The organism is uncultured Thermomonas sp., from assembly GCF_937872235.1.
Taxonomy (GTDB): domain Bacteria; phylum Pseudomonadota; class Gammaproteobacteria; order Xanthomonadales; family Xanthomonadaceae; genus Thermomonas; species Thermomonas beijingensis.
The window spans coordinates 13,837-26,341 of sequence record NZ_CALMPC010000041.1 but is presented as its reverse complement, the minus strand read 5'-3'; the positions used below and the strand labels follow the sequence as shown (position 1 = coordinate 26,341).

The 12,505-nt window shown below is 60.3% G+C and carries 11 protein-coding genes; 8 read left to right on the top strand and 3 right to left on the bottom strand.

Annotation, left to right across the window (positions count from 1 at the left end; translation table 11 throughout):
- The first annotated feature begins 76 nt into the window (after positions 1-76).
- The 4 genes from lapB to galU are packed head-to-tail and all read left to right on the top strand — an operon-like array spanning position 77 to position 5,085.
- Positions 77-1,255: a lipopolysaccharide assembly protein LapB gene (gene lapB, locus QWB57_RS03485; RefSeq protein ID WP_223627368.1), complete on the top strand. Its 1,179-nt coding sequence runs from the start codon at positions 77-79 to the stop codon at positions 1,253-1,255.
- On the top strand, positions 1,242-2,237 hold the full coding sequence (locus QWB57_RS03480; protein WP_288968343.1) for a glycosyltransferase family 4 protein: 996 nt from the start codon (positions 1,242-1,244) through the stop codon (positions 2,235-2,237). Before lapB ends, QWB57_RS03480 begins: the two co-directional genes overlap by 14 nt.
- The gene (locus tag QWB57_RS03475; RefSeq protein WP_223627372.1) at positions 2,234-4,138 is read left to right on the top strand and encodes a nucleoside-diphosphate sugar epimerase/dehydratase; all 1,905 of its coding nucleotides are present in this window, start codon (positions 2,234-2,236) and stop codon (positions 4,136-4,138) included. Before QWB57_RS03480 ends, QWB57_RS03475 begins: the two co-directional genes overlap by 4 nt.
- 35 nt (positions 4,139-4,173) lie before the next feature.
- On the top strand, positions 4,174-5,085 hold the full coding sequence (gene galU, locus QWB57_RS03470; RefSeq protein WP_223627374.1) for a UTP--glucose-1-phosphate uridylyltransferase GalU: 912 nt from the start codon (positions 4,174-4,176) through the stop codon (positions 5,083-5,085).
- 208 nt (positions 5,086-5,293) lie between these two features.
- Here galU and infA read toward each other — a convergent pair whose 3' ends face one another.
- The 3 genes from infA to trxB form a co-directional block, all read right to left on the bottom strand.
- Complete coding sequence (gene infA / locus QWB57_RS03465) at positions 5,294-5,512, bottom strand: translation initiation factor IF-1 (RefSeq protein WP_143878402.1); 219 nt, start codon at positions 5,510-5,512, stop codon at positions 5,294-5,296.
- Between the two features lie 108 nt (positions 5,513-5,620).
- Entirely contained in the window at positions 5,621-6,373 is a 753-nt protein-coding gene (gene aat / locus QWB57_RS03460; protein WP_223627376.1) for a leucyl/phenylalanyl-tRNA--protein transferase, read from the bottom strand.
- 47 nt (positions 6,374-6,420) lie between these two features.
- On the bottom strand, positions 6,421-7,371 hold the full coding sequence (gene trxB / locus QWB57_RS03455) for a thioredoxin-disulfide reductase (protein ID WP_223627378.1): 951 nt from the start codon (positions 7,369-7,371) through the stop codon (positions 6,421-6,423).
- A 199-nt stretch (positions 7,372-7,570) separates the two neighbouring features.
- On the opposite strand from trxB, the gene QWB57_RS03450 reads away from it, so the two are divergent.
- The 4 genes from QWB57_RS03450 (at position 7,571) to crcB (ending at position 12,453) form a co-directional block, all read left to right on the top strand.
- Positions 7,571-9,925 (top strand): DNA translocase FtsK, encoded by a 2,355-nt coding sequence (locus QWB57_RS03450; protein ID WP_223627746.1) that lies wholly within the window; start codon positions 7,571-7,573, stop codon positions 9,923-9,925.
- Positions 9,926-9,998: 73 nt separating this feature from the next.
- The gene (gene lolA, locus QWB57_RS03445) at positions 9,999-10,616 is read left to right on the top strand and encodes an outer membrane lipoprotein chaperone LolA (protein ID WP_223627380.1); all 618 of its coding nucleotides are present in this window, start codon (positions 9,999-10,001) and stop codon (positions 10,614-10,616) included.
- Positions 10,617-10,762: 146 nt separating this feature from the next.
- On the top strand, positions 10,763-12,058 hold the full coding sequence (locus tag QWB57_RS03440; protein ID WP_223627749.1) for a replication-associated recombination protein A: 1,296 nt from the start codon (positions 10,763-10,765) through the stop codon (positions 12,056-12,058).
- A complete protein-coding gene (gene crcB, locus QWB57_RS03435; protein ID WP_223627382.1) occupies positions 12,055-12,453 on the top strand; it encodes a fluoride efflux transporter CrcB in 399 nt (132 codons plus the stop codon). Before QWB57_RS03440 ends, crcB begins: the two co-directional genes overlap by 4 nt.
- Positions 12,454-12,505: the final 52 nt, after the last annotated feature.

The following is a 12,505-nucleotide window of genomic DNA, read 5'->3' as shown; positions in this document are numbered from 1 at the left end:
CCGTTAAGCTTGCAGCTCGGACATTGTTAACTGCCGTGGGTATCTGCACGTACAGCCCTTTGACTGGAACCTTTGCATGGCCTGGCTTGACCAATGGATGTGGTTTGTCATTTTCGTGGCGCTCGCCGGATTGGCGGGTTGGGTGATTGGGCGCCGTGGTGGCGAGCAGCACAGTGGATCTCAAGTCAGCAAGCTCTCTACCACCTATTTCCGAGGCCTCAACTATCTGCTGAATGAGCAGCCGGATAAGGCGATTGAGTTGTTCTTGCACGTGGCCGAACTGGACAAGGACACCTTCGAAACCCAAGTGGCCTTGGGCCATCTGTTTCGCCGGCGCGGGGAAGTAGATCGCGCAATCCGCCTGCACCAGGGTTTGGCGCAGCGCGCAGACTTGACGGACATCCAGAAAATCCAGGCACTGGCGGCACTTGGCGAGGATTACATGCGCGCCGGCCTGTTGGACCGCGCCGAAACGGTATTCAATGATCTGTCTGTGCTGGATCAGCGTGCACCGCAGGCACTCAAGCATTTGATCGGAATTTATCAATCCGAACGTGATTGGGAAAAAGCAATTGCAAATGCCGTGCGCTATGAAGAGGTGACTGGCGAATCAATGGGCAAGCTGGTGGCGCAGTTTGAATGCGAGTTGGCCGATCGGCAGCGTGCCAATGGTGATAGTGCCGCTGCGCGTACGGCGATTGTGCGCGCGTATGCTGCCGATCCCCATTCGGTGCGCGCCGGTATCCTCGAAGGCCGTTTGGAGAGTGAGGCTGGCAATCCACAAGCGGCCATTCGCGCCTACGAGCGCGCTGCTCGGCATGATCCGGATTTCTTGCCAGTGATTCTGCCCGCCTTACTCGAATGTTATGCCTTGGTCGGTGAGCGCACTGGCGCACGCGCCTTCCTTGCCGAGATGTGTGAGCACTACCGGGGTATTGCGCCGGTATTGGCGCTGACGCGGATGATTGAGGCAGATGAAAGTGTAACTGCGGCCCGTCACTATCTGGCGCAGCAGCTAAAGGATCGACCCTCGGTACGCGGTGAGGCGGCCTTGATCGACCTCAGTCTTGCGGATGGCAGCGATGCGCAGGCCACGTTGCACGACCTGAAAGGCATCACCGACCAATTGCTGGTGCGCAATCCCAGCTACCGCTGTAATCGCTGTGGCTTTGGTGCGCGTAGTCACCATTGGCAGTGCCCCAGTTGCAAGGAGTGGGGAACGGTCAAACCATTACTGAACTATGCCGTGGTCTGAGTGGCCGCAATGGTTGTGGCCCTGCTGCATCGCATTTGCGGTGTCGGTGTTGGGTACGCGCTGGGCGATCCGTTACGCACATCGACAAGACTTGCTGGATCACCCCGGCGAGCGCCGCAGCCACCACTCCCCGACGCCACGCGGTGGCGGAATTGGCATTGTGCTGGCGACATTGGGCTGCTGCGTTTGGTTGAGCCGGATGGACGCGTTCATTTGGGGTTGGGCTGCAACAGGGCTTGCGCTAATCGCCATTGCGGGGTGGTGGGATGACCACCGCAACCTGCCGGTCTGGCCACGGCTCGCCATGCATGTCCTGGCAGGGGGGCTGCTGGCGATCGCGCTGTATGCGCACAGTGGGAGCTGGCAAATATCCGCGTTGGCTATTGTACTGGTGCCGGTGTTAGTCAACGTCTGGAACTTCATGGACGGGATCGACGGGCTGGCGGCCAGTCAGGCCGCACTATGCGGATTGGCACTCGCTGGTGCGACATCAGGCAGTGCACAAGGGTTCGCGCTGGTGGTGGCAGCCACATGTTTGGGGTTTCTTCCTTTCAATCTGCCGCAGGCCAATATTTTTTTGGGGGATGTTGGCAGTGGCGCGCTGGGTTATCTGATGGCGTTGCTGGTGCTTGCCTGCCTGCCCGCATACCCGGTTACGCTGTGGCCGTTGCTGCTCATGCCTCTCGGCGCGATGCTGGTGGATGCAGGGATGACCTTGGGTTGCCGCATGTGGCGCGGCGAGCGCTGGTGGCAGCCCCATGTGCAGCATCTGTACCAGCGTTTTGCGCGCCGCGCCGGGCACGGCTGGGTGACTGCCGCATATGCGGGGTGGACGGCGCTGGCAATCGGGATCATGCTAGTCGCGTTGCGGCTGGGGGGAGCCGAGGGCCTAAGTGCTGGCGGGGTGTTTGCTGTCACCTCACTGGGGCTCTGGGTTGTGCTGTATCGGAAGGCTGGCGGGAGCGAAGGAATCAGCTCATGACAACACGGATGGAACGTCTGAAGTACCGTTTGCCGCGGCTTGCGGTGATCGTGCATGACCTCGTGATGGTTTGGCTCTGCTGGCAAGGGCTGCATTATCTGCGTTATGCCATGCAGCCCACGCAACTCGATTTGGTACCGGTTTCCAGTACGGTGCTGATCGTGATGGTGGCGCAGGGGTTGGTGTTTTGGCAGGTAGGCCTGTACCGTGGTTTGTGGCGGTTTGCCAGCGTTCCTGACTTGCTCAACATCTTCAAAGCCAGCGTGCTGGGCTTGTTGGCGGCGGTGGTCGGGCTGTTCTTTTACAGCCGGCTGGATTTGGTGTCGCGTTCGGCGTTATCGCTGTACCCGTTTGCGCTGACCATATTGCTGAGCACGCCACGGTTGCTGTTTCGGGCGTGGAAAGACCACCGCTTGCTGCAGACATCGGTGGGTGCCGAACGCGTCCTGATTCTGGGTGCAGGACAGTCGGGTGAAGCACTGGTGCGTGATTTGCGACGCACCGGGCGCTATGACCCCATCGGCTTTCTGGATGATGCCGCAACCCTGCGCGGTGCGCGTATGCAGGGGTTGCCGGTACTGGGCAAGATTGCCGATGTGGCGCGAATTGGGCGTGAAACCGGTGCGCAGTTGCTGGTGATCGCAATGCCGTCGATCGACGCCTCCGACCGTCGTCGCATTATTGGCCTGTGCGAAGACAGTGGTCTCCCGTTCCGCATGGTGCCCAAACTGGCCGATATCCTGGAAGGCCGATCGCTGCCCGGCGAGTTGAAGGAAGTCGCAATTGAGGATTTGCTGGGGCGCGAGCCACATGCACCGGATTGGAAAGCCATTCGTGGTTGGCTGGGTGCACGTTCGGTGTTGGTGACTGGGGCGGGTGGCTCGATCGGGTCGGAGTTGTGCCGGCAGTGCGCCAAGCATGGTGCGCATCGAATTGCATTGGTGGAAATCAATGAGCTGGCCTTGCTCACCACCGAGACCGAGTTGCGCCGGGATTTTCCCGATATCACCTGCATTCCAGTACTCGGTGATTGCGGTGACCCGGCGGTGATTCGTCATGCCTTGAGGCTGGCCGAACCAGAGGCTGTGTTCCATGCGGCTGCATACAAGCAAGTGCCGCTGTTGCAGCAGCAATTGCGCGAAGCAGTGCGCAACAATGTATTGGCGACCGATGTGGTAGCGCGGGCCTGCCGGGATGCCAACATCGGCACCTTCGTGTTGATTTCCACCGATAAGGCAGTGGATCCAGTCAACGTGTTGGGTGCCAGCAAGCGCTTGGCTGAGATGGCCTGTCAGGCGCTGGTGGACGCGCGCACCACCCGCATGATCACCGTGCGGTTCGGCAATGTGCTGGATTCTGCCGGCAGCGTGGTGCCGTTATTTCGCGAACAAATTCGGCGCGGTGGCCCGGTCACCGTGACCGACCCGGAAGTCACCCGTTATTTCATGACGATTCCGGAGGCCTGCTTGTTGATCTTGCAGGCAGCCTCGATCGGCGCACAGCAGGCGGTGTACACATTGGATATGGGCGACCCGGTGTCGATCCGGATGCTGGCCGACCAGATGATTCGCTTGGCAGGCAAGCAGCCGGGCAAAGACATCGGCATCGAATATATCGGCTTGCGCTCAGGCGAGCGCCTGCATGAAACGCTGTTTCATGCCGATGAACGTTACAGCCAAACCCAGTATCCCGATATTCTGCAGGCCACGCCGCGGGCAGTGCAGCCAGAGCGTATGGACCTGGCGCTCAAGCAATTGCGTGAAGCCACCCAAGCCTATGACTTGGGTGCGCTGGAGCTTGCCCTGCGTGACGCGGTGCCGGAATTCAATCCAGTGGAATCCGCACCGGATCATAAAGCCGTTGTGGTGGTGTTTCCGGGGCGGCGTGCGCATCAGGGCTAAGTGCCAAAATGACATTGCGTGGTTAGAATTGCCGGATGACATCTTCCAGCCCATCACGTCGCGTGCGTACAGCTGTATTTCCGGTTGCCGGCCTCGGTACTCGATTCCTGCCCGCCACCAAGACGGTCCCCAAGGAAATGCTGCCGATCGTGGATCGCCCGTTGATCCAGTACGCGGTGGATGAGGCGATTGCCGCGGGTTGCGACACCTTGGTCTTTGTCACCAATCGCTACAAGCACGCGGTGGCTGATTATTTCGACAAGGCCTATGAGTTGGAGCAAAAGCTGGAGAAATCCGGCAAGCACGAACAGCTGGAGCTGATCCGCAATGTGTTGCCGGAAGGTGTGCGTGCGGTGTTCGTGACGCAAGCCGAAGCTTTGGGGTTGGGGCATGCGGTGTTGTGCGCAAAACCGGTGGTCGGAGATGCACCGTTCGCGGTATTGCTGCCCGACGATCTGATCTGGAGCCGCGGAGATGGCGCGCTTAAGCAGATGGTGGATTATGTGCATGCCAATGGTGGCAGTGCGGTGGCGGTGCAGGATGTTCCGCATGCACAGACTGGCAGCTATGGCATCGTGGCGACGGATGCATTTGATGGGCCGGCTGGGAAGATCCATGCCATCGTGGAAAAGCCGCATCCGGATGTGGCCCCAAGCAACTTGGCGGTGGTGGGGCGCTATGTGCTGGATCCGGCGATCTTTGATTTACTGGAAACCACACCGAAGGGCGCAGGCGGGGAAATCCAGCTGACTGACGCCATCGCTGCATTGTTGGCCAGTCAACGGGTGGATGCATTTCGTTTTCACGGTACGCGCTTTGACTGTGGCACCCATCTGGGCTTGATCGAAGCCACCATTCGTTACGCGCTGGACAACGAAAAACTCAGCGACGCCGCGCGTGAGCTGATGCGCAATGCGCTGTCAGAAATGGGCGTCAAAGAAAGTTGATCGCAGTGTTGCCAGGCACGCGGGTAGCCTGCAATTGCAGCAATGCTGGATCGCAGGAGCGACCGCTGGCCACGACCTGATGGTGGCATGGTGACGCCAGCGCAGCCCCGCCAGCGGTTGCCCCTGCACGCAGCTTCTTGCTGGTGCAGGCAATAAAAAACGCCCCATGCGGAGCGTTTTTTTCAGCCAGCAGCAAAAATGCAAGCACTCAGCGGTGGCGGTAAGTGATCCGGCCCTTGGTCAAATCGTAGGGCGTCATTTCAACCTTGACCTTGTCGCCGGTCAGGATGCGGATGTAGTTCTTGCGCATCCGGCCGGAGATATGGGCGATGATCTCGTGGCCATTCTCCAGCTTGACCCGGAACATGGTGTTCGGGAGGGTTTCGGAGATAGTGCCTTCGAATTCGATGACGTCGTCTTTCGCCATGTGGGTGCCGGAGCAATTCCTGAAGTCTGGTACAAGGGTGAGCCGCGACAAGTCAGGCTCGAAAGTCCAACATCATGACACGTTGCGGTGTTTTTTGCAAAAAACCCGTTAAGCAGAGGGGTGGCTTGGGCTTGGCAGAACATCGGTCGCGTTCCACTCACCGAAACGCTCACGCCAGAGGCCGGGTTGGTCCGGGTGTTCGCGCAAGTTGGCTAATGCTGCCAAATACGTGGCGCGTGACCAGATTTCAACACCCAAGTGGCGGGTATGCGCATTGGGTACTTGGGCATCGATCAGCGGCCAACCCCATGCGTGCAAACGCCACGCCAAGCCTGTCAGGGCCAGCGAAGATGCCCCGGATTCGGCAGAATACATGCTGTCACCACAAAACACATGGCCGAAGGCAAGGCCAAATAAGCCACCGACCAAGCGCTCACCTGCGAATACTTCAATGCTATGCGCGATGCCGAGTTGGTGCAGTTGTGCATAAGCGCGTTGCATGTCTGCGGTAATCCAGGTGCCGCCTTGCTCTTTGCGGGGTGCCGCACAGCCGGCCACCACTTGCATAAACGCGGTGTCCGCACGCAGTGTCCAGCCACTATTGCGCAACCGTCGGCGTAGCTTGCCGGACAGCAATACGCCGTCGGTGCGGAACACGGCACGTTGTGAAGGGCTCCACCACAAGATCGGCTCGCCGTCGGAAAACCACGGAAAAATGCCACTGCGATACGCGTTGAGAAAGCGCGTGGGGGATAGGTCACCACCGACGGCGAGCAGACCATCGGGCTCGACCAATGCCCGTTCCGGCCCGGGAAACGGCGCATCGGGGGCGGTGTCGAGCAAACAAGGCAGACGGTGCATGCAAGTGGGTCAATCGCCCTCCCGTGGATGCGGGAGGGTGATCCGTATCAATGCCCAGCGTCGAGGAATTTCTCGGCATCCAGTGCCGCCATGCAGCCAAAGCCGGCTGAAGTAATGGCTTGGCGATACACCTGATCGGCCACATCACCCGCCGCAAAGACGCCGGGGATACTGGTTTGAGTGGCATTGCCGTCCAGCCCGGTCTGGATTTTCAGGTAGCCGTTTTTCATCTCCAGTTGACCTTCGAACAGTGCGGTGTTGGGCGAATGGCCAATGGCGACGAAGAAGCCGTGCACCGGAATCTCGCGGGTACTGCCGTCCTGCATCGACTTCAGCCGCATGCCGGTGACACCGGCATCATTGCCCAGCACTTCATCCACGGTGTGATGCCAGATCGTTTCGATCTTGCCGGCGGCTACTTTCGCAAACAATTTGTCCTGCATGATCTTTTCGGCGCGCAGGGTGTCGCGGCGATGCACCAGATAGACCTTGCGGGCGATGTTGGACAGGTACAGGGCTTCTTCCACGGCAGTATTGCCGCCGCCGATCACGGCCACATCCTGATCCTTGTAGAAAAACCCGTCACAGGTGGCGCAGGCAGACACGCCACGGCCTTTGAAGGTGTCTTCCGAAGGAATGCCCAGATATTTGGCGGTAGCGCCGGTAGCGATGATGAGTGCATCGCAGGTGTATTCGCCGGAGTCGCCCACCAGCCGGAACGGGCGCTGCGACAAGTCGGCGGTATGGATATGGTCAAACACGGTTTCGGTATCGAAACGCTCGGCGTGCGCTTGCAAGCGTGTCATCAAATCCGGGCCCATCAGGCCGTGCGCATCACCCGGCCAGTTGTCCACTTCGGTGGTGGTCATCAACTGACCACCCATCTGCATGCCAGTGATCACCACGGGCTTGAGATTGGCGCGCGCGGCATACACTGCCGCGGTCCAGCCGGCGGGACCGGAGCCGAGGATGAGCAGGGTGCTGTGTTGTGTAGTCATGGAGGTGGGCAATCCAGTAGGACGAGAATGTACCCGCTAGCTTGGCGGCGGGAATGCGGCAAGGCAAGGCACGATGATTGCAACGCTGTGGCTTGAAATCTGCACATGTTTCGTCGCCAACTGTGACAAATGTCGTAATATCAAGCTGATAGGGGAATTTTATGAGGCAAGGTCACAAGTGGCAAAAGCGGTCACCGATCTGAGCAGGACCAGCCGCAAAGCGGCAGTCAACACAGGCAGTGCCGGTGCAGGTGGGAACCCGCGCCAGCAACGCCTGTGGCGTGACCTTGCGTTGATTGTCATTGCACCGGTGCTGTTGTATTTGCTGGCCTGCCTGTTCACCTATTCACCCGCGGATCCGGGTTGGGATCGGGAATCCAGTCTATTGGCCCCGGTACACAATATCGGCGGGCTGGCGGGTGCGTGGCTGGCAAGTTTCCTGTTGTTTCTGACTGGCTATACCGCATTTCTGCTGCCAATCATTTTGGGCGCGATTGCGTGGATTGCATTGTTCGGCATGGATACCGATGGCGATGGCCACGCGGATTTGGGTCCGGCTTTGCGTTTGGTGGGTATTGTCGGGTTCCTGGTGGCTACCTGCGGCTTGCTGGCGATGCGGGTAGAGGGCAGCAATGCATTTTCAGCGGGTAGTGGTGGGGTGTTGGGACGATTGGCCGCCAATTCGCTGCACACCTTGTTCGGGCCACTCGGCGCGAATTTATTTCTACTCAGTTTGTTCCTGGTCTCGGTCACCTTGGCTACCGGCTTGTCGTGGCTGGCGGTGATGGATCGCTTGGGTGCTTGGGTGCTGGCATTGCCGGGGCTACTGAATCGCGGTGCGCGCCAAGGCGTGAAGCAGGCCAGCGAGTGGAGTGATGCGCGTGCGTTGCGTGAAGAACGTGAGGAAGCACGCAAGACCGATTCGGAAATTCGCCTGCGCCGCGAGAAGGTCAAGATCGAGCCGCCGGCGACGCCGGTGGTGGAAAAAAGCGAGCGCGCCAAGCGCGAACAGCAAATCCCGTTGTTCCATGTCAATGATGGCTCGGGTGTGCCCCCTCTGGCGCTATTGGATGACCCCAAGCCGCAACCCAAGGGCTACGACGCGCAGACGCTGGAAACGCTGTCGCGCCAGATCGAATTCAAGCTCAAGGATTTCCGCATCGACGCCGAAGTGGTGGGCGCTTATCCCGGCCCGGTGATTACCCGCTTCGAAGTACAGCCGGCGGCGGGGGTCAAGGTCAGCCAGATTTCATCGCTGGACAAAGACATCGCGCGTGGCTTGTCGGTTAAATCAGTGCGCGTGGTGGATGTGATCCCGGGCAAGTCGGTGATTGGTCTGGAAACGCCCAACACCAGCCGCGAGATGATTTATCTGTCGGAACTGCTGCGCTCGAAAGAATACGACAAATCCGCCAGCCCGCTGACCTTGGCGCTGGGCAAGGACATCGCCGGCAAACCCATCGTGGCCGATCTGGCGCGCATGCCGCATTTGCTGGTCGCCGGCACCACCGGGTCGGGCAAGTCGGTGGCGGTCAATGCGATGGTGCTTTCATTGCTGTACAAGGCCTCAGCCAAAGACGTGCGGATGTTGATGATCGACCCGAAGATGTTGGAACTGTCGGTGTATCAGGGCATCCCACACCTGCTGGCGCCGGTCGTGACAGACATGAAGGAAGCCGCCAACGGCCTGCGTTGGTGCGTGGCGGAAATGGAGCGCCGCTACAAGCTGATGAGTGCGGTGGGCGTGCGCAATCTGGCTGGCTTCAACAAGAAAGTGAAGGATGCCATCGACGCCGGCCAGCCGATGGTGGACCCGCTGTTCAAGGCCAATCCAGATCTCAACGAAGCGCCGCCCACATTGGAGCCGCTGCCGTTTATCGTGGTGTTCATCGACGAATTTGCCGACATGATGATGATCGTCGGCAAGAAGGTGGAAGAGCTCATCGCCCGGTTGGCGCAAAAAGCACGTGCGGCCGGCGTGCACTTGATCCTGGCCACCCAGCGCCCGTCGGTGGACGTGATCACCGGCCTGATCAAGGCCAATATCCCCACCCGCATCGCGTTCCAGGTCAGCAGCAAGATTGATTCGCGCACCATCCTGGATCAAAGCGGCGCAGAGACCTTGCTGGGGCATGGTGACATGTTGTATCTGCCGCCCGGCACTGCCATGCCCGAGCGCGTGCATGGTGCCTTTGTGTCCGATGAAGAAGTGCATCGCGTCGTGCATTTCCTGCAGCAGTCGGGTGGGCCGGACTACATCGAGGGCGTGCTGGAAGAGGCGCAAACCCTGTACGACGGCAGCAGCGTGGGGGCCAACGGCTTGCCGGAAGCGGCCGGCAGCGATGACCCGGAAGCCGACCCGTTGTACGACCAGGCCGTACAAATCGTCACCGAAACCCGGCGCGCCTCGATCTCCGGCGTGCAGCGGCGTTTGAAAATTGGCTATAACCGCGCGGCGCGTTTGGTCGAGGCGATGGAAGCCGCCGGCGTGGTCAGCACGCCCGAGCACAATGGCGACCGCACTGTATTGGCGCCACCACCGCCACGCGGCTGATGGTGTCTTGTCGCAAACGACGGGTTCAGCTTGCTTGCGACACACTGCCGCGCAAGCCCTGCAGGAATTTCCGATGAAAATTGTGTCACCCCTCATCGCCGCCGCTTTGTTGCTGGTGGCCAATGGTGCCAATGCCGGTGCGCGTGATGCGCTTGATGCCTTCAGCAAAGGCTTGAAGGGACTGGATGGCCAATTCAGCCAACAAGTCTTTGACGTCCGCGGGAAGCAGAAGGAAAGCAGCAGCGGGCGGGTTGCGTTGTCTGCACCCAACCAATTGCGCTGGGAATACATCAAACCCTATGCGCAACTGGTGGTGGCCGATGGCAACACAGTCTGGGTGTACGAACCCGATCTGAACCAAGCCACCAAACGTGCGCAGGGTGTGGAAGAAGCCAACAGCCCGCTGGCATTGTTGTTGACGCCGGCACGGCTGGTACATGACTTCATGGTCAAGGAAAGCCCGGTGCAAGCCGGGGTGGAGTGGCTGGACATCACCCCGCGCAATGCCGATGCAGGTTTCAAATCCGCACGCCTGGGGTTTGCGCAGGGTCAACTGGTGCACATGGAGTACACCGATGCACTGGGTCAGCGCACGACCATTGCCTTCACCAGCTGGAAGCGCAACCCGGTATTTGCCAAGGGCACGTTTACCTATGTGCCTGCCAAGGGCGTGGATGTGATTGGCGGGTGATGTGGCACACGGCGGATTGACGCGGCGCGGCGCGCAGCATCGTCGCTTAGAATCTACCCATGTCTGCGCCGCACACACCCTCCCACACTGCTGACCTGCTTGGCGCTGCAGGTGCCGTTGAGGCGCTGCGCCCATTGGCCGAGCGCATGCGCCCGCGCACGCTGGCGCAGATGGTAGGCCAGCGCCGTTTGCTGGCCGAGGGTTCGGCACTGCGCCGTGCGATTGAAGCCGGGCATGTGCATTCGATGATCTTGTGGGGGCCACCTGGTTGCGGCAAGACCACGTTGGCGCTGTTGTTGGCACAGCATGCGCAGGCCGAATTCGTGGCGATCTCGGCGGTACTCTCGGGCCTGCCGCAAGTGCGCGAGGTGTTGGCAGCAGCGCAGGCGCGGTTTGACGCGGGCCAGCGCACCTTGTTGTTTGTCGATGAGGTACACCGCTTCAACAAGGTGCAGCAGGATGCGTTTTTGCCGCATATCGAACGCGGCACGATCGTGTTCGTGGGGGCGACCACCGAGAACCCGTCGTTCGAATTGAACTCGGCCTTGCTCTCTCGCTGCCGCGTGCATGTGCTGGAGGCAGTGTCGGCCGAAGACATCGCCATCGCCCTGCGGCACGCGCTTGGCGATGACACGCAGGGGCTGGGTGGACGCGGATTGGTGATCACCGACGCCGCGCTTGCAGATATTGCCAGCGCCGCCGATGGCGATGTGCGGCGTGCGCTGACCTTGCTGGAAATCGCTGCCGATATCGCACAGGGCGAGCACGGCCAGATTACCGAAGCCAGCCTGCACCAAGTGCTGGCCGACCGTAGCCGTCGTTTCGACAAAGGTGGCGAGCAGTTTTATGACCAGATTTCTGCCCTGCACAAGACCGTGCGCAGCTCCAACCCCGATGCCGCCGTGTATTGGTTGGCGCGGATGCTGGATGGCGGCTGCGACCCGGCTTATCTGGCGCGACGGCTGACACGGATGGCGGTGGAAGACATCGGCCTGGCCGACCCCCGCGCCTTGCAAATGGCGATTGATGCATGGGAGACCTTTGACCGGCTGGGTGCGCCCGAAGGCGAGCTGGCGCTGGCGCAATTGACCATTTATCTGGCCAGTACCGCCAAATCCAATGCGGCGTATAAAGCGTGGAATGCAGCGCGCAAGGATGTGCGCGAGTACGGTACGCAAGAGGTGCCGCTGCATATTCGCAATGCACCCACCAAGCTGATGAAGTCGCTGGATTACGGCAAAGGCTACCAGTACGACCACGATGTGGCCGGCGGTGTGGCGTTGGAGCAAACCGGGTTTCCCGATGCCATGGGCGAGCGCGTGTACTACCAACCGGTGCCACGTGGGTTGGAAATCAAGCTGAAAGAAAAACTGGATACCTTGCGTGCAGCGCGTACGCAAGCACGCAGTGGCCAGCAGGCCGGCAAGAAGGGGCAGGCATGAGTCTTTGGTGGCAGCAATTGGCACTGGTGATGTGTGGGGGTGCATTGGGCGCGGGTGGCCGCTATTGGCTGGGCGGCGTACTGTTGCGGCGGCTGGGCGAGGGCATTCCGTGGGGCACGCTGGCGGCCAACTTGATTGGCTCGTTCGCAATCGGTTTTCTGGCGGTGTGGTTGGAAGGCCGTGGCCCGCAGGCACTGTATTGGCGCGCCTTCCTGATTGTGGGCGTGCTGGGTGGGCTCACCACGTATTCGTCGCTGATGTTGGAAGTGCTTTTGTTGTCGCGTGGGCCGCGCAGCCCCGTGGCGTTGGCGTACCTGGGGACCACGCTGGTGCTGGGGCTGTTGTTGGTGTGGCTGGGTACCCGTGTTGCGGCAGGGATTCGTGCACCGCTTTGAAGCCACAGCGCACAGCGTCCGTGTTGGGGATGTAGGGCACCAGTATTGGTGC

What these genes read in the sequence shown, in the direction of transcription:
- QWB57_RS03440 (WP_223627749.1), top strand. Translation starts at nt 10,763, where the DNA reads ATGCGCCCGCGCACGCTGGCGCAGATGGTAGGCCAGCGCCGTTTGCTG.
- QWB57_RS03480 (WP_288968343.1), top strand. Translation starts at nt 1,242, where the DNA reads ATGCCGTGGTCTGAGTGGCCGCAATGGTTGTGGCCCTGCTGCATCGCA.
- infA (WP_143878402.1), bottom strand. Translation starts at nt 5,512, where the DNA reads ATGGCGAAAGACGACGTCATCGAATTCGAAGGCACTATCTCCGAAACC.
- QWB57_RS03475 (WP_223627372.1), top strand. Translation starts at nt 2,234, where the DNA reads ATGACAACACGGATGGAACGTCTGAAGTACCGTTTGCCGCGGCTTGCG.
- aat (WP_223627376.1), bottom strand. Translation starts at nt 6,373, where the DNA reads ATGCACCGTCTGCCTTGTTTGCTCGACACCGCCCCCGATGCGCCGTTT.
- crcB (WP_223627382.1), top strand. Translation starts at nt 12,055, where the DNA reads ATGAGTCTTTGGTGGCAGCAATTGGCACTGGTGATGTGTGGGGGTGCA.
- galU (WP_223627374.1), top strand. Translation starts at nt 4,174, where the DNA reads ATGACATCTTCCAGCCCATCACGTCGCGTGCGTACAGCTGTATTTCCG.
- lolA (WP_223627380.1), top strand. Translation starts at nt 9,999, where the DNA reads ATGAAAATTGTGTCACCCCTCATCGCCGCCGCTTTGTTGCTGGTGGCC.
- lapB (WP_223627368.1), top strand. Translation starts at nt 77, where the DNA reads ATGGCCTGGCTTGACCAATGGATGTGGTTTGTCATTTTCGTGGCGCTC.
- trxB (WP_223627378.1), bottom strand. Translation starts at nt 7,371, where the DNA reads ATGACTACACAACACAGCACCCTGCTCATCCTCGGCTCCGGTCCCGCC.